At 74.8% G+C, this 19,944-nt stretch carries 19 protein-coding genes; 9 read left to right on the forward strand and 10 right to left on the reverse strand.

The window, feature by feature from the left end; genetic code table 11:
• Nucleotides 1-13: 13 nt before the first annotated feature.
• Nucleotides 14-790: a hypothetical protein gene (locus ACSMX9_RS20940; protein ID WP_445395970.1), complete on the reverse strand. Its 777-nt coding sequence runs from the start codon at nt 788-790 to the stop codon at nt 14-16.
• Nucleotides 791-1,186: 396 nt separating this feature from the next.
• On the opposite strand from ACSMX9_RS20940, the gene ACSMX9_RS20945 reads away from it, so the two are divergent.
• The 6 genes from ACSMX9_RS20945 to ACSMX9_RS20970 all read left to right on the forward strand — a co-directional run bounded on the left by ACSMX9_RS20945 (nt 1,187) and on the right by ACSMX9_RS20970 (nt 8,087).
• A complete protein-coding gene (locus tag ACSMX9_RS20945; RefSeq protein WP_445395972.1) occupies nt 1,187-4,177 on the forward strand; it encodes a nitrate- and nitrite sensing domain-containing protein in 2,991 nt (996 codons plus the stop codon).
• A gap of 113 nt (nt 4,178-4,290) precedes the next feature.
• Nucleotides 4,291-4,833 carry a roadblock/LC7 domain-containing protein gene (locus ACSMX9_RS20950; protein WP_445403052.1) on the forward strand — a complete coding sequence of 181 codons (543 nt, stop codon included), beginning with the start codon at nt 4,291-4,293 and terminating at the stop codon, nt 4,831-4,833.
• A gap of 23 nt (nt 4,834-4,856) precedes the next feature.
• The gene (locus ACSMX9_RS20955; RefSeq protein WP_445395974.1) at nt 4,857-5,294 is read left to right on the forward strand and encodes a DUF742 domain-containing protein; all 438 of its coding nucleotides are present in this window, start codon (nt 4,857-4,859) and stop codon (nt 5,292-5,294) included.
• On the forward strand, nt 5,275-5,904 hold the full coding sequence (locus ACSMX9_RS20960; protein ID WP_445395976.1) for a GTP-binding protein: 630 nt from the start codon (nt 5,275-5,277) through the stop codon (nt 5,902-5,904). Before ACSMX9_RS20955 ends, ACSMX9_RS20960 begins: the two co-directional genes overlap by 20 nt.
• An 82-nt stretch (nt 5,905-5,986) precedes the next feature.
• Nucleotides 5,987-7,243: a styrene monooxygenase/indole monooxygenase family protein gene (locus ACSMX9_RS20965; protein ID WP_445395978.1), complete on the forward strand. Its 1,257-nt coding sequence runs from the start codon at nt 5,987-5,989 to the stop codon at nt 7,241-7,243.
• A 52-nt stretch (nt 7,244-7,295) separates the two neighbouring features.
• Nucleotides 7,296-8,087: a tyrosine-protein phosphatase gene (locus ACSMX9_RS20970; protein ID WP_445395980.1), complete on the forward strand. Its 792-nt coding sequence runs from the start codon at nt 7,296-7,298 to the stop codon at nt 8,085-8,087.
• On the opposite strand, the gene ACSMX9_RS20975 is transcribed toward ACSMX9_RS20970, so the two are convergent.
• Entirely contained in the window at nt 8,051-9,220 is a 1,170-nt protein-coding gene (locus ACSMX9_RS20975) for an NlpC/P60 family protein (protein ID WP_445395982.1), read from the reverse strand. The genes ACSMX9_RS20970 and ACSMX9_RS20975 overlap by 37 nt on opposite strands.
• Nucleotides 9,221-9,323: 103 nt before the next feature.
• On the reverse strand, nt 9,324-9,620 hold the full coding sequence (locus tag ACSMX9_RS20980; protein ID WP_445395984.1) for a hypothetical protein: 297 nt from the start codon (nt 9,618-9,620) through the stop codon (nt 9,324-9,326).
• Nucleotides 9,621-9,825: 205 nt separating this feature from the next.
• Between ACSMX9_RS20980 and ACSMX9_RS20985 the strand changes: the two genes are divergently transcribed.
• Nucleotides 9,826-10,749 (forward strand): ADP-ribosylglycohydrolase family protein, encoded by a 924-nt coding sequence (locus ACSMX9_RS20985; protein WP_445395986.1) that lies wholly within the window; start codon nt 9,826-9,828, stop codon nt 10,747-10,749.
• Nucleotides 10,750-10,832: 83 nt separating this feature from the next.
• Here ACSMX9_RS20985 and ACSMX9_RS20990 read toward each other — a convergent pair whose 3' ends face one another.
• From ACSMX9_RS20990 to ACSMX9_RS21010, 5 genes are all read right to left on the reverse strand, one after another.
• Nucleotides 10,833-12,359 carry a penicillin-binding transpeptidase domain-containing protein gene (locus tag ACSMX9_RS20990; protein ID WP_445395988.1) on the reverse strand — a complete coding sequence of 509 codons (1,527 nt, stop codon included), beginning with the start codon at nt 12,357-12,359 and terminating at the stop codon, nt 10,833-10,835.
• Nucleotides 12,356-13,714, reverse strand: a complete 1,359-nt coding sequence (locus ACSMX9_RS20995; RefSeq protein WP_445395990.1) for an FtsW/RodA/SpoVE family cell cycle protein — start codon at nt 13,712-13,714, stop codon at nt 12,356-12,358. The genes ACSMX9_RS20990 and ACSMX9_RS20995 overlap by 4 nt, the downstream gene beginning before the upstream one ends.
• Before the next feature lie 70 nt (nt 13,715-13,784).
• Complete coding sequence (locus ACSMX9_RS21000) at nt 13,785-14,135, reverse strand: SH3 domain-containing protein (protein WP_445395992.1); 351 nt, start codon at nt 14,133-14,135, stop codon at nt 13,785-13,787.
• A gap of 95 nt (nt 14,136-14,230) precedes the next feature.
• The gene (locus tag ACSMX9_RS21005; protein WP_445395994.1) at nt 14,231-15,532 is read right to left on the reverse strand and encodes an ATP-binding protein; all 1,302 of its coding nucleotides are present in this window, start codon (nt 15,530-15,532) and stop codon (nt 14,231-14,233) included.
• Nucleotides 15,529-16,272, reverse strand: coding sequence for a hypothetical protein (locus ACSMX9_RS21010; RefSeq protein ID WP_445395996.1), 744 nt, complete (start codon nt 16,270-16,272; stop codon nt 15,529-15,531). The genes ACSMX9_RS21005 and ACSMX9_RS21010 overlap by 4 nt, the downstream gene beginning before the upstream one ends.
• A 232-nt stretch (nt 16,273-16,504) precedes the next feature.
• Here ACSMX9_RS21010 and ACSMX9_RS21015 point away from each other — a divergent pair, with 232 nt between their 5' ends.
• On the forward strand, nt 16,505-17,311 hold the full coding sequence (locus ACSMX9_RS21015; protein WP_445395998.1) for an NERD domain-containing protein: 807 nt from the start codon (nt 16,505-16,507) through the stop codon (nt 17,309-17,311).
• A gap of 16 nt (nt 17,312-17,327) precedes the next feature.
• On the opposite strand, the gene ligD is transcribed toward ACSMX9_RS21015, so the two are convergent.
• A complete protein-coding gene (gene ligD, locus ACSMX9_RS21020) occupies nt 17,328-18,212 on the reverse strand; it encodes a non-homologous end-joining DNA ligase (protein ID WP_445396000.1) in 885 nt (294 codons plus the stop codon).
• 66 nt (nt 18,213-18,278) lie between these two features.
• Between ligD and ku the strand changes: the two genes are divergently transcribed.
• Complete coding sequence (gene ku, locus ACSMX9_RS21025; RefSeq protein WP_445396002.1) at nt 18,279-19,253, forward strand: non-homologous end joining protein Ku; 975 nt, start codon at nt 18,279-18,281, stop codon at nt 19,251-19,253.
• Nucleotides 19,254-19,373: 120 nt separating this feature from the next.
• Here ku and ACSMX9_RS21030 read toward each other — a convergent pair whose 3' ends face one another.
• Nucleotides 19,374-19,913 carry a TetR/AcrR family transcriptional regulator gene (locus tag ACSMX9_RS21030; RefSeq protein ID WP_445396004.1) on the reverse strand — a complete coding sequence of 180 codons (540 nt, stop codon included), beginning with the start codon at nt 19,911-19,913 and terminating at the stop codon, nt 19,374-19,376.
• Nucleotides 19,914-19,944 lie beyond the last annotated feature (31 nt).

Genomic DNA, 19,944 nt, shown 5'->3' on the forward strand with positions numbered 1-19,944 from the left:
ACCGTCGAACGGCCTACAGCACCACGTACCCGGCGGTCGCGTCGTCGTGCTGCTTGCCCGCGGCGGGGCGGCCCCCGGCCGTCTCGGCGGCACGGACCTGTTCCAGCAGCACCCCGGGGCCCTGCTTGGCGAGCACGTCCAGGCACTCCGTCCAGTCCCCGAGCCCCAGTCGCTCCACCCAGCGGGAGGCCCCGTCGGTCAGCGCCGCGAGCGAGCGCACCGTGGCGCGGGGCCACTGGCCGGCGACGGCGCGCGCGGCCACCTCCGGGTCGGCGGCGGCGGTGAAGAAGCCGCCCTCCTTGTTGCGCAGCAGGGCGTCGGTGGCCTCGGCGGAGCGCAGCACCTCCCGCGGCGCGCGGTCGAGCCGGTCGTCCAGCACGGCCTGGACGACCCCGTCGACGCGTTCGGCGAGCAGCACGGAATCGGACAGCACCAGGTACTCGATCCGGGCCGTGTCCCACCGCGCGAGGACCACCGTGGCTTGCGGTGTTCGCACGTGAGAAAGGTCACAAGTCTGACCGTGCGCATTCGCAGTCCTACGGATTGCGTGCGAAAGGACCTCCCGCAGCGTCAGATCAGGGTGCAAAACGGACAGTTCGCCGAGCGCTCCGCCGAGCCGTGCGGTGAACCAGGGGACGCCGTGCACGCATCCGTCCTCACCGGATGGCGGAGTGACGCCGTCGAGGACGACCAGCGTGCCGCCTTGTCCGCAGGCGGGTGAAGCCGCAGAGACGAAGTCCTCGTTGGGGCGGTCGGGGTCACCGGGGAGGGTGGCGAATTCGATGCGCATCGGGCCAGTCTGCACGAGCCGCCATCGATGCCCACGAATCGGTGGCCGGGGTGACGCAGGGGTGAACGGGGGTCAACGGTGCGCCGGTAGTGATGCCGGAGGCGCTGCCGGATTTGTGGAAAAATGATCTGTTCCGTCGAAACGCGGTGGGGCATCCTGCCAAACCCTGCCGATCACGTCCAACCGGCGCACCACATCCCCCGGGTGACCCGTGCCAGGGGAACTTGCCGCTCAACTCCCGGTCGATGTTCACTCCTTCGGGTGGCGGGTCCGGCGATGCGCAACCACTCTTCACCGGCGCTGGAATGGTCGGGTCCGAATCCGGCGGACCCCGGTGGGCTGAAGGTCCGTCACCCGGAGCCATGCCTGCCGGAACCAGTGGGTAGTCGACTCAGAATGCGAGCACCGGTGCAGAAGATGCGGCCTCGGCGCAAAGGCGGGCGGACGGCCTCGGAGCGGGGCGCGGTTCCGTCCCCGTCCGGTCCACCCGGGGCGCCGCCGCGGGACCCCTCCGGCACGTCGGACCCCGCGCCCCCCGCGGGCAGCGGCGTCCCGACGGTGCCCGAGCCGCCTGACGGGGGCTCACCACCCGGTCCACCGGGCAAGCGGCGCGCCCGGGTCCGCAACCGACTCCTGATCTCGGTCACCGTCGTCGCCGCCGTCGTCGCGGGCGCCGGCGCGCCCGCGCTGCTCACCTCCGCGGGCGAGCTGCGCGAGGCGCAGTCCCTGGTCACCGACGCCGAACACGCCCGCCGGGGCAGCTCCCTGGCCCATGCGCTCGCCGAGGAGCGCGACGAGGTCGTCGCCTTCATCGCCGCGGGCCGCCCCGAGGGCAAGAGACTCTCCGAGCAGCGCAGCGCCCGGGTCGACCGCCGGGTGCAGGAGCTGCGCCCCGACGCCCCCGCCGCCCTGCGCGAACAGTTGGACGCGGTCGCCGCGGCCCGCCGTGCGGCCCTCACCGGCAAGGGCAGCGCCCTCAAGGCCCACGAGGCGTACGCGGAGGTCATCGCCGAGCTGCACCGGCTCGCCGAGGACGTCGCCGAGCGCACCCCGCCGTCCGCGGCCCCCGGCGCCCGGGCGCTGACCGACCTCGACCGCGCGGTCGAACAGGCCTCCGCGGCGCGCGGGCTGCTGGTCGCGGCCCTGAGGGTGCCCCGCTCGACCACCACCCAGATCAACCCCGTCACCGGGGCCGTCGAGACCGTCATCGAGGACACGGGCGCGGACGCCGCCAAGCGACTCGAACTCAGCACCGCGGGTCAGCTCGCCCACCACCGCTCCCGCGCCGCGCTCGCCGACTTCCGCGAGGTCGCACCGACCGCGGACCTCGCCTCCTACGACGCCACCGTCAACGGCGCCGAGGTGACCTCCGCCGAGCGCCACCTGGGCCGGCTCACCGACGAGGCCGCGTTCAGCGCCGCGGACGCCGCGCTCGATCCCGCCGAGGTGGCCGCCGCCCTCGCCTCGCGCGTCGACCTGATGCGGAGCGCCGAAGCCTCCCTTGCAGAGGCCCGCCTCGCCCGCCTGGAACGGCTGCGCGACGACGCCGTCACCGACCTGGAGATCCGGGTGGCCCTGCTCGGGGCGCTGTTGCTGGTCGCGGTGGGCGTCTCGATGGGCACGGCCCGGTCGCTGACCCGGCCGCTCGCGGTGCTGCGCCTGGGCTCCGCCCGGCTGGCCGCCGACCCGGCCGCCGAGGAACCCGTCGCCTTCACCGGGCGCAACGACGAGTTCGCCCAGGTGGTGCGCTCGGTCAACGCCCTGCACGCGCACGCCCTCGCCCTGCACGAGCGGCTGGTGACCCTGGAGGACGACCGCAAGCACCTCATCGGCGAGCGCACCACGATGGCCGACCGCACCGCACGGCTGCGCACCGAACTGGCCGAGGCCGCCGGCCAGCTCGAACGGGTCCGGCACAGCATCCAGGGCACCTTCGTGAACCTCGCGCTGCGCACCCTCGGCCTGGTCGAGCGCCAGCTCGCGGTCATCGAGGGTCTGGAGGAGCGCGAGCAGGACCCGGACCGGCTCGCCACCCTCTTCCGCCTGGACCACTTCGCCACCGTGATGCGCCGGCACAGCGAGAACCTGCTGGTGCTCGCCGGTGCCGACCACGGTCACCAGCACCCGGGGCCGGTGCCGCTGGTGGACGTGGCGCGGGCCGCGGTCAGCGAGATCGAGCGGTACGAACGGGTCCGCATCACCTCGCTGCCCCCGCACGCGCACATCGCCGGGTTCGCCGCCGACGACCTCAGCCACCTGCTCGCCGAGCTGATGGAGAACGCGACCTCCTTCTCCCCGCCGGAGACCTCCGTCGAGGTCTCCGGCTGGCTGCTGGAGAACGGCGAGGTAATGCTCTCCGTCCAGGACGAGGGCATCGGCATGGCCGCCGAACGGCTGCGGGAGCTGAACGTCCGCCTCTCCGAGGCCGACGCCCGGGACCGGATCACCGGGCCCGAGGCGGAGGAGGGCCTCGGCCTCGGGCTGTACGTCGTGGCCCGGCTCGCCCACCGCCACGGGGTGCGGGTCCAGCTGCGCGAGCAGAAGCAGGGCGGGGTCACCGCCGTCGTGGTGCTGCCCAAGGGGATGCTGGCCGCCGAGCCCGCCGCGGCGACGGCACTCCCGCCGCCGGTGCCGCGGACCACCGGGGCCGGGACGACGCTGCGGCTGCCCGGCTCGGAGGCCGAGGCCAACGCCAACGTGCTGGGGAGCCGGGCGGACCAGGGCGCCCCGGATCCGCTGATCACCGCGGCCGAGGAGGCCGTGCGCCGAGCCGGTGCGGCGGCGGAGCGGGCGATGGACGGACCGTCGACGCATCCCGAGGCTCCCCCCGGGACCGGCGACCGGCCCGTCGAGACACTCGCCGAGACGACGATGGAGCTGACGCTCCCTCCGGTTCCGCAGCCTCCCGGGGCGCACGGCTTGGGAGGCGACCCGGTGGGGCGCGCCGGTCGGGGCCCGGGACACCACACACGGGCCCGGGACGAAGCCCCCGGTGTGACGACGGCGCCCGATTCGCCGTCCACGCCGGCGCGCGATGCACGAACCGCGCCGGCGCACACACCGTCAGAACCGCCTGCCGCGCACCCCGTGCGCCCGGCCGACGGGACCACCGCGTCCGCCGTTCAGGGGGACGCGCCCGCGAGGACACGCCTGACCGACAAAGGGCTGCCCAAGCGGACACCTAGGATCAGTGAGCCCGTGACCGTGGCCCAGCCCAGAGGAGGGGGCGTCGACGCCGACGCCCTGCGGCGCAAGCTCGGGGGCTTTCACCAGGGGGCCGCAGCCGGTCGCCGGGACGTCGCCGCCGAGATCGGCGGGGCACCGGCGGGACCGTCCGGAGGCGGCGGAGGAACACAGGGGGACACAGTCGAGGAGGGAAGCAGTTGACTGCGCCCAGCACATCGTCCGGTACCACCACCACTTCGCCCCGCACCGCCCCGCCGGGCCGCACACGCCCCGGCGGCGGCGCCGCGGGGGACGGAACGGCCCGGGGGCACGGGCTGAGCCCCGAGGCCCGCAACCTGCACTGGCTGCTGGAGAACCTGGTCGAGGAGGTGCCCGGTCTGCTGTCGGTGGCGGTCGTCTCGTCGGACGGTCTGCTGTTGCTCTCCTCCGACCCCCGGCACGCCGAGGACGCCGGGCGGGCCGGAGCCGACCGACCCCAGGGGCCCCGGGGCTCCTCGGCCGACCTCGCCACCATCGTGTCCGGGCTCGGCAGCCTCACGCTCGGCGCCGCCAAGCTGATGGACGGCGGCGGGGTGAAGCAGACCGTCATCGCCATGAGCGGGGGCAGCCTGATGGTGATGTCCATCAGCGACGGCTCGCTGCTCGGGGTGCACGCCACCGCCGACTGCGACATGAGCATCGTGGCCTACCACATGGCCCTCTTCGTGGGCCGTGCCGGCCATGTGCTCACCCCCGAACTCCGCAGCGAACTGCGGCAGTCGATGGAGGCGCGGCCCGCGGTCGAGGAGTGCGCCGAGGTGCCCCGCCCGCGGGGCCCGCAGGACTTCGGCTCCCACACCGCCGGGAGCGCCCAGTGACCGCTGCCGGTCCCCCTCCCTCCGTGTCCTCCCACCCGGCGGACCCGGCCGGCCCGGGTGCCGGGCCCACCGGCAAGCTGCCGGTGCGGGGCGCCGACAAGCGTCCGGCGCGGGTGCGGCCGTACTCCCTGACCGGGGGGCGCACCCGGTTCGGGCACGTGCTGCTGGTGGAGACGTTCGTCGCCGCGCTGGAGGCGCCCGAGGAACGGCGGGAGCTGCCCAACGGCTCGCTGGAGACCCGGGTGATGCCCGAGATGCGGGCCATCGTCGAACTCTGCCGACGGATGCGGACGGTCGCCGAGATCGCCGCACTGCTGAAGATGCCGCTCGGCGTGGTGAGGGTGCTGCTGAGCGACCTGGCGGATCAGGGCAAGATCCGTGTATATGGAACCGGTCACGGCCCGGGACAGCCGGACCGCGCACTGCTGGAAAGGGTGTTGAGTGGACTCCGTCGCCTCTGAACCGTTGCCGTCCGCCGAGGTCGACGACGAGCCCCTCAAGGCGTGGCAGACGGACCGCACCCGGGCCCCGGTCGCCACGAAGATCGTCATCGCGGGCGGCTTCGGGGTCGGCAAGACCACCCTGGTCAAGGCCGTCTCGGAGATCGAACCCCTCCAGACGGAGGCGTTGATGACCGAGGCCAGCGCCGAGACCGACGACCTGTCGGCGACCCCGCAGAAGACCACCACCACGGTCGCCATGGACTACGGCCGCATCACCCTCGACGACGACCTCGTCCTGTACCTGTTCGGCACGCCCGGGCAACAGCGGTTCTGGTTCATGTGGGACGACCTGGTGCGCGGCGCGATCGGCGCGGTCGTCCTCGCGGACACCCGCCGGATAGCCGACTGCTTCCCCGCGCTCGACTACTTCGAGAGCTGCGGACTGCCCTACGTGGTCGCGGTCAACCACTTCGACGGCAGCGAACGCTTCGACGAGGAGGACGTGCGCGACGCGCTCACCGTCCCCGCGCACGTCCCCATCCTGATCATGGACGCTCGGCGCCGGATATCCGTCGTCGAAACGCTGCTGGCCCTGGTTCGCCAGGCCCTGGAGTACAGCCCCGCCTAAAGCCGCCGGTGCCGGAAGCGGGCAACCCCCGCTCCGTCCCCGGACGTTCCGTGGTCCAGAGGTTCAACAGGAGAACGCTCGTATGCGGAGAATACTGATAGTCGGAGCCGGCCAGTCCGGACTCCAGCTCGCCCTCGGCCTCCAGTCCCGGGGGTACGAAGTCACCCTCATGTCCAATCGCACGGCTGACGAGATCCGGTCCGGTCGGGTCATGTCCACGCAGTGCATGTTCCACACCGCGCTCCAACACGAGCGCGACCTCCAGCTCAACTTCTGGGAGTCCCAGGCCCCCCGCATCCAGGGCCTCGGCGTCTCCGTCGCCGGTCCCCCCGCGGACGGCACCGAGGACGGCCCCCGCTCCCGCGCCGTCGACTGGGTCGGCCGACTCGACGGACACGCCCAGTCCGTCGACCAGCGGATCAAGATGGCCGGCTGGATGGACACCTTCGCCCAGCGCGGCGGACAACTCGTGATCCACGGCGCCGCCGTCTCCGACCTCGACTACTTCGCCCGCACCTACGACCTCGTACTCGTGTCAGCGGGCAAGGGTGAACTGGTGTCGATGTTCGAACGGGACCCGGAGCGCTCCCCCTACGCCGAGCCCCAGCGGGCCCTGGCCGTGGCCTATGTGCACGGCCTCGGGGTGCGGCCCGAGCACCCCGACTACGACGCGGTGCGCTGCAACCTGGTGCCGGGGGTCGGCGAACTGTTCGTGATGCCCACGCTCACCCTCTCCGGGCGGGCCGACATCCTCTTCTGGGAAGGGCTGCCCGGCGGCCCCGCCGACGTCTTCCGGGGCGTCCGGGACCCCGCCGAACACCTGGCGCTCACCCTGGAACTGATGGAGCGCTACACCCCCTGGGAGTACGCCCGGGCCACCAAGGTGGAACTGACGGACGCCCACGCCACCCTCGCCGGCCGGTACGCGCCCACCGTACGCCGCCCGGTCGGCACGCTGCCGGGCGGCGGCCGGGTGCTCGGCGTCGCCGACGTGGTCGTCGCCAACGACCCCATCACCGGTCAGGGTTCCAACTCCGCCGCCAAGTGCGCCGCCTCCTACCTGGCGTCGATCGTCGAGCACGGGGACGCCGAGTTCGACGAGGCGTGGATGCAGTCCGCCTTCGACCGCTACTGGCAGACCGCGCACCACGTCACCCGGTGGACCAACGCGATGCTCGCGCCGCCGCCGGACCACGTGCTGGGCCTGATCGGCGCGGGCGGCCAGCTCCAGCCGGTGGCGGACCGGATCGCCAACGGGTTCAACGACCCGGCCGACTTCGACGACTTCTTCTTCGAGCCGGACAGGGCGGACGCCTACCTCGCCCAGGTGGCCGGCTGACCCCGCCGTCCGGCCGGTGCCGGGTCGCCGACGTCCTCGTTAGGGTCGGGGCGTGAGCAGACACGTTCCCTTCCGACGCCTGCACAACTTCCGCGACGCCGGCGGCCACCGCACCTCCGACGGCCGCACCGTGCGGCTGCGGACGCTGTGGCGGTCCGACTCGCTGGGCAAGCTGTCCGCCGACCCCCCGGGGTCGGCGGACCCGGACGGCGACTGGCAGCGGTTCCTCTCCCTGGGCGTGCGCACGGTCATCGACCTGCGGTACCCCTGGGAGGTCGAGGCCCGGGGACGGGTGCCCGCGCACCCGTCCCTGACCTACCTCAACCTGAGCGTCGAGCACCGCCCCTACGACCAGGAGGCCCAGGGCCCGGAGGTCGAGATCGGCCCCTACCTCGCCGAACGGTTCCTGGAGGTCGCCGAGGACGGGGTCGGGGAACTGCGCACCCTGCTGACGACCCTGCGCACCGGCGAGGGCCCGTTCGTCGTCCACTGCGCCGCGGGCAAGGACCGCACCGGACTCGTCACCGCGCTGGTCCTCGCCCTGCTCGACGTCCCCGAGGACCGGATCGTCGACGACTTCGCCCGCACCGGGCTCGCCACCGGGCGCCTCCTCGACGACTGGCGCGCCGAGCACCCCGGGCGCGAACCCCGCTGGCCCGGCTACGGCCGGGCGCCCGGCGAGGTCATGGCCCGCTTCCTCGCCGGACTCACCCGGCGGTACGGGTCGGCGCGGGGGTACGCGGAGCAGCGGCTCGGGGTGACCGAGGAGCACCGCGCGGCGCTGCGCAGCCGCTTCCTGGAACCGGTTCAGCTGGTCGCGGGGGCCGGGCCGGAAGCCCCGTAACCCGCGTCGGAGCCGTCCCGGGCCCCCGCCGGCAACGGCGGCGGCAGGTAGGCGGCCAGCGGTGCGGCCCCGGGGTCGGGCCGGACCGCGCCCAGCACCGGGTTGGCCGTCAGCGGCGAGACCTTCACCTTCGCGCCCGGCCGGGGGGCGTGCACCACCAGCCCCCCGCCCAGGTACAGCCCCACATGGGTGGCCCCGGGGAAGTACACGACGAGGTCACCGGGGCGCAGCCCGTCCAGCGGCACCCGCGACAGCCGGTCCCACTGCTCCTGACTGGTGCGCGGCAGCGTGCTGCCCGCCGCCTCCCAGGCCCGGGAGGTCAGCCCCGAGCAGTCGAAGGAGGCGGGCCCCTCGGCGCCCCAGGCGTACGGCTTGCCGATCTGCGCCACCGCGTACCGCAGGGCCACCGCCCCGCCCGCCGAGGGCGTGCGCTCCGCGGCGGGCGCTCCGGGTGCTCCGCCCGCGGGCGGAGCCTGGGTGGGAGCGGAGCCGGTGGCGGCGGTCGCCTCCAGCCGGCCGAGCGCCGCGAGTTGCTCCGGGGTGAGCGAGGCCAGCAACTCCTCGACCTCGTCCAGCCGTTCGCCGACCGCGTCCCGTTCCCGGGCGTGCCGGTCGGCCACCGTCTGCTGTGCGTCCAGCGCGGCCCGGGCCCGGCCGGCCAGCACCGCGGCGGACCGTTCGTCGGCGGTGAGCCGGGCGATGGCCGCCACCCAGTACCGGGCCGCCCGGTCCCTCAGCTGCCCCTCGGTGAGCAGCCGATCGGGGTCACGGGCCGTCAGCAGCCGGAGGTAGGGGGCGAACGGGTCGCCGCCCCGGTACTGGTCCCTGGCCAGCGATCCGGCGACGGTCCGGCTCCGGTGCAGCTCGCCGCGGGCCTCGGCGAGGCGGGCCTGGAGGGTGCCGACCTCCTGCTGGTGCCGTGCCAGCTCCGCCGCGGTGGCCCGCAACCGGTCGGCGGCGTCGTCCGCCTCCCGGAAGAGCCGTTGCAGGTCGGCCAGGAGCACGGAGACCGGCCGCTCGGGCGGCTCCGGCACCGCGGCGGCGGTGACCGGGCCGAGGGACGCGGTCAGCGTCCAGGCGGCGACCGTCGCCACCGCCGCCCTGACCGCCCGCACCGCACGCCTTCCTGACATCGCGTCACCTCCGGCCCGGGGGCGCCCCGTGCGCCCCGCAGGGGGAGCCTGCGGGCGTCCCTCGCCCCCCGCGCGCCGGACTGGGCGGAAAGGAGCAGTGCGGTCACCCGGAGTCGGTACCCGGCCCCCGGCGCCGGACGGCCGGCTTGCTCCAGGGCCACCGCGGGCCGACCGGGCCGCCGTCGGGGTCGTACTCGTACTTCCACCCCCGGTGCAGGACCAGGCGCCGGCCCCCCTGCACGGCGACCCGCCGGTAGACGAGGACCGTCGGCGGCTCGCCGTCCGCGCCCGGCACGGGCACCTGGTAGACCTTCGGGGGGTGGCCGGTCGGGCCCACCAGGACCGGGAGCACCCGGCCGTCGAGGGGGCCGCCGACGAACGGGGTGTCTTCGCTGCGCACGTCACGCAGTGTCGCATCCGCCCGGTCCGTCCCGGGCGACCGCCCGTTCCCGATCACCTCTTGTGACTGTTTGACCACTTGAGTTGCACATTTCCGATGAAGAAGGGCAAGAAACGGAAAACCGCTGACCAGGTGACGGCAAGGCTTGCGGAAAGCCGGGCAAAGGCCGGGAACCCGGGGGTGATCAACTGGCACCATGACGCGCATGAACGAAGCCGCCGCCTCCGCGGACCGCCGCGCAGCCGCCCGCGACAGCATCGACGCACTCGCCCTCGGCGACGCCTTCGGCGAGCGGTGGTCCCCGCTGCTCCGCGAGCGCCCGCAGGCCGTCGAGGAGATCCGCGGCCGTCGGATGCCGCGCGAGAAGGAATGGCCCTGGACCGACGACACCGCCATGGCCCTGGCGGTGCTGCGGGTCCTCGACGCGCACGACGCGATCGACCCGGTGGCCCTGGCCACCGCCTTCGGCAGCGCCTACGCGGCCGATCCCGACCGCGGCTACGGCGCCGGGATGAGGGAACTGCTGCCCCGCTACGTCGAGCACCCCGGGACCTGGCGCGAAGCGGCCGCCGCCCTCTTCGACGGCCGGGGCAGCCTCGGCAACGGGGCGGCGATGCGGGTGGCACCGCTCGGTGCCTGGTTCGGCGACGACCTCGACCGCGTCGTCGTCGAGGCCGAGCGGTCGGCCCTGGTCACCCACGCCCACCCCGAGGGCGTCGCGGGCGCCGTCGCCGTCGCGGTGGCCGCCGCCCTCGCCTCCCGGGCCCGACTGACCGTCGCCGCGGTCGCCGAGCGCACCCCGCCCGGCGCGGTCCGCGACGGGCTGCTCGCCGCCGACCGCCTGCCGTTCGCCACCGAACCCCGGCGGGCCGCCGAGGAACTCGGCAGCGGGGTCCTGGTCCGCGCCGACGACACGGTGCCGTTCGCCGTGTGGGCCGCCGCCCGCCACCCCGACGACCTGGTCGCAGCCCTGTGGGCCACCGCCGAGGGCCTCGGCGACTCCGACACCACCTGTGCGATCACCGCGGGCGTCGTGGGCGCCCGCACCGGCACCGTCAGCGTCTCCGAGGCATGGCGCAAACGGCGCGAGGCGCTCCCGGAGTGGGTCGGCGTGCCCACCGCGCCCTGACCCGGCGACCAGCCCCTACGCCTCCACCGGCATCCACCACGACAAGCTCGACCTCCCGGTGCCGTTCCCGGTGCACGTCGACCTCACCGCGCTCCACCCCCGCCGTCCCGGGACCGCCTGACCTCGGACGCCAGGGCCGCCGCCATCACGGCCCGGGCGATCGGGGCCGCGTCGCCGCCGCCGCTGATCTCCCCGCGGACCGCCGAGGCGTCCTCCACCACCACCGCGACCGCCACCGCCGGTCGCGGGCTGTCGTCGCCCTGCGCCCAGGAGACGAACCAGGCGTAGGGCACGCCCGCGTTGCCCACCCCGTGCTGTGCGGTGCCCGTCTTGCCGCCGACCGTCGCGCCCGGGATCGCGGCCCGCGTTCCGGTGCCCCCGGTGACCACCCCCTCCATCAGCTCCCGCAGCTGTGCGGCGGTGCGCGGGTCCATCGCCTGCCGGGCCGGGCGGGGCGGGGCCGTGCGGACGGTGCTGCCGTCCGCGGTGGTGGTGCGCTCCACCAGGTACGGGGTGCGGGCCGTGCCGCCGTTCGCCACCGCCGCCGCGACCACCGCCATCTGGAGCGGGGTCGCCCGGGTGTCGAACTGGCCCACCGAGGAGAGCGCCAACTGGGCGGTGTCCATGTGCCGGTCGAAGGTGCTGGGCGCCACCGCGAACGGGAGGCGCACCGCCGGCTCGTTGAAGCCGAAGTCCCGGGCCGCGCCGACCATCCCGGCCAGTCCCACCCGGGCCCCGAGCCCCGCCAGGACCGTGTTGCACGACCAGGTGAACGCGTAGCGCAGGGAGGCGCCCGCGCAGCCGTCCACCGCGTTGGTCAGCTCCTTCGTGGTGCCCGGCAGCCGGTACGGGTCGGGGACCGAGGTCGGCTCGTCCAGGTCCCGGACCACCCCCGACTCCAGCGCCGCCGCGGCGGTGACCACCTTGAAGGTGGAGCCCGGCGGATAGGTCTGCCGGACCGCCCGGTTGAGCATCGGCTGGTCCGGGTCGGCGTTCAGTTCGCGCCAGGCCCGGTCGACCGCCGGACCGTTGCCGGACAGCACTCCCGGGTCGTAGGAGGGCGAGGAGACCAGCGCCAGCACCCGGCCGCTGTCCGGTTCCACCGCGGCCACCGCGCCCTTGCGGCCGGCCAGCGCCCCGTACGCGGCCCGCTGCGCCGCGCCGTCCACGGTGGTGACGACCCGTCCGCCGGGGCTGCGCGAGCGGGTCAGCTCCGGCCAGAAGGGCAGCGGGGCGAGCAGCGGATCGGTGCCGGCGAGGGTGCGGTCCTCCGCGTGCTCCAGGAAGGTCGTCCCGTACGTCTGGGAGGAGAAGCCGGTCACCGGGGCGTAGAGCGGGCCGTTGCGGTAGGTGCGTTCGTGGCGCAGGTGCTCGTGGGTGTCCTTCGAGCCGGTGACCGGTTCGCCGTCCACCAGGATCGCGCCGCGCGGCTGGGCGTAGCGCTCGATGGCGCCGCGACGGTTGGCCGGGTCGTCGTCCAGCGCGCCGGCCTCGACGAGCTGCACCCGGACCGCGTTGACCAGCAGCGCGGCGAGCAGCAGCAGGCACACCACGCCGGCGTGCCGGGCGCAGCGCCGCAGGGTGCGCGGGGGGCGGCCCGGCGCGGTCACGGCGTCGGCTCCGCGGGGACCGGGCGGCGGGCGGAGTCGCTCAGCCGGATCAGCAGGGCCACGATGATCCAGTTGGTGACCACGGAGGAACCGCCCTGGGCGAGGAAGGGCATCACCATGCCGGTGAGCGGGATCAGCCCGGTGACGCCGCCGGCGATCACGAAGGACTGGAGGGCGAGGATGGTGGAGAGCCCCACCGCGAGCAGCAGCCCGAAGGGGTCCCGCAGGGCGAGGCCGGTGCGGAAGCCGCGCTCCACCACCAGGGCGTACAGCAGGATCAGCGCGGACAGTCCCGCGAACCCCAGCTCCTCGCCGGCGGTCGCCAGGATGAAGTCCGACTTGGCGGCGAAGCCGATGAGGACGGAGTCGCCGAGGCCGAGCCCGGTGCCGGTGAACCCGCCGGCGGCGAACGCGAAGAGCGACTGGGCGAGTTGACCCGGCCCTTCGCCGGCCTCGATGGAGGCGAAGGGGTGCAGCCAGTCCTGGACGCGGGTGTGCACGTGCGGTTCCAGCCAGCCCACCGCCACCGCGCCGGCCGCGGCGAGCAGCAGGCCCACCGCGATCCAGCCGGTGCGGCCGGTCGCCACGTACAGCAGGGTGACGAAGAGGAAGAAGAACAGCAGGGAGGTGCCCAGGTCCCGTTCGAGGACCAGGACGAGCACGCTCAGCGCCCAGACGGTGACGATGGGCCCCAGCACCCGCCCGGTGGGGAGCGGCAGCCGCCACGCCCGCCGTCCGGTGTACGCGAGGGCGTGTCGGTGGGCGGCGAGGTAGCCGGCGAAGAACAGTGCCAGCAACACCTTGGCGAACTCGCCGGGCTGGAAGGAGAGTTGGCCGACCCGGATCCAGATGCGGGCGCCGTTCACGGCGGGGAAGAAGATCGGGACGATCATGAGGAGGAGCGCCGCGGCCATGCTGAGGTACGCGTAGCGCTGGAGCACCCGGTGGTCGCGCAGGGCGAGGACGACCACCGTGAACAGGGTGACGCCCAGGGCCGACCAGACGAGCTGGGCGGGGGCCGCGCGGTCGCCGGGGGTCTCCAGGTCCAGGCGGTGGATGAGGACCAGCCCGATGCCGTTGAGGAGGACCGCGATCGGCAACAGCAGCGGATCGGCGTGGCGGGCGCGCCACCGGACCGCCAGGTGCGCCAGCAGGGCGAGGGCGCCGAGCCCGACGCCGTGGCCGAGGACGCCCGCGGGGACGGTGCCGGTCCGGCCGAGCCCGGCGGCACAGTGGCCGAGGACCGGCAGCAGGACCGCCGGGACCAGCAGGGCGAGTTCGGTGCCGCGCCCCCGCGGACGGACGACTGCGGGGGCCGCAACGGTCGGCGGGGCCTCGGCGGTCGTTCCGGTCATGCGGCGAACGTAGCAAGCCGTACGGTTGATGTCCCGTTATGTCGGCACTTGCGGGACGGTCGGCGGGGCGTCAGCAGAAGTGCGGCGCGGGGCCGATGTTGTCGATGTAGTGGGCCGCGCCCCAGGCCCAGGTGCCGTCGGTCAGCAGGTACCAGAGGCTGTTGCCCTCGACGTGCTCCCCGCGGGTCTTGCAGTAGATGTGGACGACCGCCCCGTACGGCTCCTTGCGCAGGACGCGGCTGCCGCGGGTGGGGGAGTCGCGCAGCAGCAGCCCGCCGTGGGCGACGACCCGGCCCTGGTAGTAGTGGTGCCGGCCGTCGTCACCGGTGGGGGCGGTCGGGGCGGCGGCTGCCACGGGGGCCGACACGGCGAGGGCCAGTGCGGTCGCGGCGGTGGCTATGGCGGCGGAGCGCAGCTTCACGGGAACTCCCGGAGTGGGGGGCGGCGGTCGGTTTCACCCTAGGAAGACGGGGTGCGGGCCGCGCGCTGCGTTCCGCCATCGGGTGGGCGCGGGGGTCAGTCGGTCCGGGGCGCCGGCAGGGTCAGCCGCGCCACCGCGCCCCGCTCGGCCGGGGCCGGCCCGTCGAGGTTGGCGAACGTCAACCGGGCGCCCAGCGCGGTGGCCTGACCGAGGGCGATCGTCAGGCCCAGGCCGTGGCCCTTGGTGCCGCCCTCGGTGCGGAAGCGCTGGGGCCCGTGCTGCACCAGGTAGGGGGGGAACCCGTCGCCGTGGTCCCGGACGGTGACCTCCGGGCCGTCGACGCTGACCGTCACCGGGGTCCGGCCGTGGGTGAGCGCGTTGGCCACCAGATTGCCCAGCACCCGCTCCAGTCGGCGACGGTCGGTCTCCACGCAGGAGTCCCGCACCACCCGCACCTCCACCTCGGCCCCGGCGCTCCGGGCGACCCGTTCGGCCAGCGGGCCCAACCGGTGTTCGGCCAGGTCGGGGCGCTCGCCGCCGGCGTCCAGGCGGGAGATCTCCAACAGGTCCTCGGTGAGCGTCCGCAGCGCGGCCACCCGGTTGCGCACCAGTTCGGTGGGGCGCCCGGGCGGCAGCAGTTCCGCCGCCGCGTGCAGCCCGGTGAGCGGGGTGCGCAACTCGTGCGCCACGTCGGCGGTGAACCGCCGCTCGCTCTCCAGCCTGCTCTGGAGCGAGGCCGCCATGGAGTCCAGCGCGGCGGCGACCGCGGCCACCTCGTCCTGGGCCCGCGCCGGGTCCCCGGTCCGCGGGTCGTCGACCCGGGCGTCGAGGTCGCCGGCGGTGATCCGGCGCGCCACCCGGGCCGTCGCGTGCAGCCGCCGGGTCACCCGGGTCACCGCGAACGCCCCGACCAGCAGGGTCGCCCCGATCGCCAGCGCCGAGGAGCCGAGGATGGCCCGGTCGAGCCCGGCGATGGTGCGCACCCCCTGCGAGTAGTCGACGGCCACCGCGATCACCCGGTCGCCGTCCGCCGGGCCGGCCGCCCACATGGTGGGGCGCGGCGAACGGTCGCCGACCATGGTGCCGCGCTCGCCGGCCAGGGCCAGCCGGCGCAGCGAGCCCGGCAGCTCCGGGGGGTCCAGCGCTGCGCCGTGGCCCAGCAGTTCGCCGCCCTCGAAGGCCCGGGTCGCGTCCGCCAGCCGGATCAGCGCGCGCTCCCGGGCCTGGTCCACCGTCTGGTGGGTCACCGACGCGTGCACCAGCACGCCCAGCAGCGCGGCCAGCGCACAGCACATCACGGTGATGAACACCGCAGCCTTCCACGGCAGCGACGCCGTCCACGAGGGCAGCCGTCGCAGCGCGCCCCGCCGGCGGGCGCCGCCGGGCGCCGCGGTCACGGGGCGAGCCCCGAGGACGAGGCGCCGGGCCGGGGCCGGGAGCCGGGGGACCGGCCGGTGCCGTCGACCCGGAGGAACTCGTCCTTCGTCGGCAGCATCGCCTGCTGGTGGCGGTCCCAGGACCACACGGTCCGGTACTCGTAGCCGGGGATGCCGGAGACGGCCCGGATCACCAGGTCCCGGCCGGCGACCTGCACCCCGGTCACCGCGTCGGAGGTCTCCATGACCTGGGTCAGCCCCCCCGCGGCCTCGCTGAACACCCGCACCGCCAACTGTCCGTCCGGCAGGCGGATGCCCACGATCAGCTCGGCCCGTTCGTCGCCGGTCAGGTCCCGGTGCTGCGGGGCGAGGACCGGGCAGGCGGGGGTGCCGACGCTCTTGCGGTCGCAGCGTTCGATCCGTTCGACGGTCTTCTCGTCCAGACCCGTCGGGCCGGCGAAGGTGTCCGGGTGCTCGGCCGCCTGGGCCCTCAGCACGGTCAGCGGATCGAGGCGGCGCAGGTCCCCGCCGGGCGCGACGAGCCCCGAGACGGCTTCGGTGGCGGCCTCGCCGTAGTCGAACGCGGGGGCGGAGGCCGGGGGGAGATCCGGCCACAGCCGGGCCGGAGCCACGGCGGTCGGCGTGGCCCCGGCGCTCTCCAACTCGCCGGGGTCGCCGCAGCCGCCCAGCAGCAGTGCGGACAGGACCAGGACCCCGCCGAGACGGACCGCACGAGGTCGGCGGGGTCTGCGGTGGGACACGAGGCACTCCTGCACGGGCGGGCGGGACGAGGATCGTTCAGCCCGCCACGGTACGGGAACGGGCCGGCAACCCCCTAAGCGAAGACCACCCGGTCCGTCCACGTGCCCGGGGGCGCCGCCACCCGCACGGGCGGACCGGACCCTCGGGCCTGGCCGGTTCCCCACCCCGCCGAGCGGGTCGCCTTGCGGCCCGCGGACCCCGCCTGGTCCCATGGGCAGCGGGGGTGGTGCCATGAGCGACCTGCGGGTCGTGCCGGTTCGTGAGCACGGCCGGGACCTCCTCCACGTCACCCTCCGCTCGGGGCGCACCCTCGCCTGGTACGACCACGAGCAGGCCCGGGTGACCGTGCTCAGCACCGGGGACGCGGACGCCGTGCTGGCCGCCCTCGCCCCGTACCTGAGCGGCCGGGTCACCGTCGGTCCGCCCGTGGTGCCGGGCGCCGCGGACCTCGCCCGGCTGGCCCTGCACCCCGACGACGACCTCGCCCCCAACCGCCCCGGCGAGGCCCTGCGGATCGACCTGGAGCGGGTCCCCGCCTCCCGGCACCGCTTCCGGGGCCGGGACGACCGGCCGGAGGCGCTCGCCGCCGAAGAGGCCACCGGCGCCGCGCTGGAGGCACTGGAACCCGGCGGGTGGCGCGTCCTGCACTCCGTCCCGCTGCCGGGCACGGCCCGGCTGGCGCACCTGACGATCGGGCCGGCCGGAAGCTTCGCGGTCTCGGTCGTCGCCGGACGGGGGCGCCGGGTCCGGATCGCCGACCCGCAGGTGACGGTCGGGCGGTCCGCGCCCGTTCCGCTGCTGCGGACCGCCCGCTCCCTCGCCGAACGCGCCTCCCACGCGTTGACCGCACCCGTCGCCCCGGTGCTGGTGGTGGTCGGCGCCGGCGCCCTCACCACCGGCGCGGCCCCGCGGGACCTCCGCGTCCTCGCGGCAACCGAACTGGCCGCGCTGGGGCGCACGGGCGGGGTACTGAAACCGGCCGAGGTGGAGACCCTGTACGCAACGGCGCGCGACCGGGGCACCTGGCGCCGGCTCTGAGCACCGGCACCGCCCCTTAGGGGGGCAACCGCGCCGCCCGCCCCGGGTCGTACAACGGCGCCAGCAGGTCCCCGTGGTGCGCCAACCGCCCCGCGAGGTCCTCGGCCCGCACCACCAGTTCCCCGGGGTCCCGGCACGCCTCCGCCTCCGCCCAGGTCAGCGGCGCCGACACGGTGGGTTCCGGTCCGGCGCGCAGCGTGTACGGGGCCGCGGTGGTCTTCGCGGCGGCGTTCTGACTGAAGTCGACGAAGACCTTGCCGGGACGAAGGCTCCGGGCCATCCGGTGCGTGACCAGCCCGGGCAGCTCCCGTTCGGCGGCCACGGCCAACCGCTTGGCGTACGCGCTGACCTCGGCGGACGGCGTCGGCTCCAGTCCGACGAGGAGGTGCAGGCCCTTGGCCCCCGAGGTCTTCACGTACGCGTCGAGCCGGTCCGCGGCGAGCCGTTCCCGCAGCCACAGGGCGACCTCGCAGCACTCCACGACGGTCGCCGGCGGCCCCGGGTCGAGATCGAGGACCAGCCGGTCGGCCCGCGCGTACGCCCCGTCCCGCCACTGCGGGGTGTGGAACTCCGTCACCAGGTTGGCCGCCCACATCAGCGACGGAAGGTCCTGGACCACCACCTGTCGCTGGCCGCCGCTCGAATGGGGGACCTCGGCGGTGCGCACCCAGGCCGGGGTGCCCGGCGGCACGTTCTTGGTGAAGAACCGCTGCCCCGTCGCCCCGTCCGGGTACCGCAGGAACGACACCGGACGGTCCCTGAGCTGGGCCAGCACCGGTTCCGCGGTGATCGCGTAGTAGTGCAGGAGCTGCCCCTTGGTGAATCCGCCCGCCGGGTACAGCACCTTGTCGAGGTTGCTGAGCGCGAGGCGCCGCCCCTCCACCTCGGTCATCGGCGTCATACCATGAGACTGCCACGGAATGGTGCATTTCGGTCAGGTGGTCCCGGCTCCCGGAAGGCGGCGGACGTGCGCTCGATCTGGAACGGCTCCCTCGCCTTCGGCCTGGTCAACATCCCCGTGAAGCTGATGAGCGCCACCGAGAGCCATGCGGTCTCCTTCCGCCAGATCCACACCGAGGACGGCGGCCGGGTCCGCTACCGCAAGGTCTGCGAGCTGGAGGACGAGGAGGTCGCCGCCGCCGACACGGTCCGCGGCTACGAGATGCCCGACGGCACGGTCGTCGCCGTCACCGACGAGGACCTCGCCGCCCTGCCGCTGCGCACCACCAAGACCATCGAGGTGGTCGCGGTGCTGCCGACCGACCGGATCGACCCCCTCCAGATGGACACCCCGTACTACCTCTCCGCCCGCGGCCCCGACGCTGCCAAGCCGTACCTCCTGCTGCGCGAGGCCCTGCGGCGCACCGACACCGTCGCCCTGACCAAGTTCGCCCTGCGGGGCCGCGAACGCCTGGCGATGCTGCGGACGGTCGACGAGGTCCTGTGCCTGCACTCGCTGCTCTGGCCCGACGAGATCCGCGCCACCGACCACATCGCCCCCGAGGGCCGGGTCACCGTGAAGGACGCCGAACTCGACCTCGCCGACGCCCTGATGGACACCCTGGGCGAGGTCGACCCGGACACGATGCACGACGAGTACCGCGCCGCACTGGACGAACTCATCACCGCCAAGCTCGCCGGCGAACTGCCCGCTCCCGGCCGCCCCGAGGAACCCGCCGGCGCCGAGGTCATCGACCTCGCCGCCATCCTGGAGCAGTCGGTGGCCGCGGCCAGGAAGAAGTCCCGGAGCGCCACGGGGAAGGGGGCGAGGGAGAGCGCCGCAAAGCCGCCCGCGAAGAAGGCGGCGAAGAAGACGGTCAAGGGGACCACGAAGAAGACGGCCGGGAAGACCGCCACCGGGACCACGGCGAAGGGGGCGACCAAGAAGGCCGCGAAGAAGACGGCGAAGAAGACCGCCGCGCCCCGCAGGCGCAGCGCGTAGGGCCTTCCGGTGCCGGTCGGCTCCCGCCCCGCAGGGTGCTGGACCTGACCCGTCCCCTGGTGCCCGCCGCATCGCCGCGCCGCTGCGTGCGGCGCTGCGGCCCGAGTCGGGGGACGGCCGTCAGCCCAACAGGGCCGCGGCGACGGACCGTGCCCGGCGGGCGGGGCCGGGGCCCCGTTCACGGAGGGCGGTGACGATCGCCCCGTCGACCAACAGCATGAACTGTGGCGCGAGTTCGGCGGGCCGGGGACTGCCGGCCGAGGCGAGCAGTCCGGTGAGGTACCGGACCACCTCGTCCTTGTGCGCGGCGGCCACCCGGTGCGCGGCGCTCTCGGGGTCGGCGCTCTCGATGATCGTGTTGATCGCCGTGCAGCCCCGGAAGTCGTCCTGGTCGAAGCGGTCGGCCAAGGCGTCGAAGACGGCGAGCGGATGTCCCCCGCGGGCGGCGACGTCCTGGGCGAGCCAGTCCAGGAACCGGGTGCCGTACGCCCGGAGCACGGCGAGCACCAGGTCGTCCTTGCCCGCGAAGTGCCGGTAGAACGAGGCCCGCCCCACCCCGGAGGTGGTCACCAACCGCTCCACTCCGACCGCGCGGATGCCTTCCGCATAGAAGAGTTCCTCGGCGGCGGCCAGGAGGCGGGCACGTGCTTGCGTCGGCATGTCCCGACTCTAGCCCCGCCCGGGGGCCCGG

This window comes from Streptomyces sp. LE64 (assembly GCF_052606915.1).

Bases quoted from the DNA above. Each gene is read 5' to 3' on its own strand.
- ACSMX9_RS20945 (WP_445395972.1), top strand. From the start codon at position 1,187: ATGCGAGCACCGGTGCAGAAGATGCGGCCTCGGCGCAAAGGCGGGCGG.
- ACSMX9_RS20985 (WP_445395986.1), top strand. From the start codon at position 9,826: ATGAACGAAGCCGCCGCCTCCGCGGACCGCCGCGCAGCCGCCCGCGAC.
- ACSMX9_RS20940 (WP_445395970.1), bottom strand. From the start codon at position 790: ATGCGCATCGAATTCGCCACCCTCCCCGGTGACCCCGACCGCCCCAAC.
- ACSMX9_RS20995 (WP_445395990.1), bottom strand. From the start codon at position 13,714: ATGACCGGAACGACCGCCGAGGCCCCGCCGACCGTTGCGGCCCCCGCA.
- ACSMX9_RS21030 (WP_445396004.1), bottom strand. From the start codon at position 19,913: ATGCCGACGCAAGCACGTGCCCGCCTCCTGGCCGCCGCCGAGGAACTC.
- ACSMX9_RS21015 (WP_445395998.1), top strand. From the start codon at position 16,505: ATGAGCGACCTGCGGGTCGTGCCGGTTCGTGAGCACGGCCGGGACCTC.
- ligD (WP_445396000.1), bottom strand. From the start codon at position 18,212: ATGACGCCGATGACCGAGGTGGAGGGGCGGCGCCTCGCGCTCAGCAAC.
- ACSMX9_RS20965 (WP_445395978.1), top strand. From the start codon at position 5,987: ATGCGGAGAATACTGATAGTCGGAGCCGGCCAGTCCGGACTCCAGCTC.
- ACSMX9_RS20975 (WP_445395982.1), bottom strand. From the start codon at position 9,220: ATGTCAGGAAGGCGTGCGGTGCGGGCGGTCAGGGCGGCGGTGGCGACG.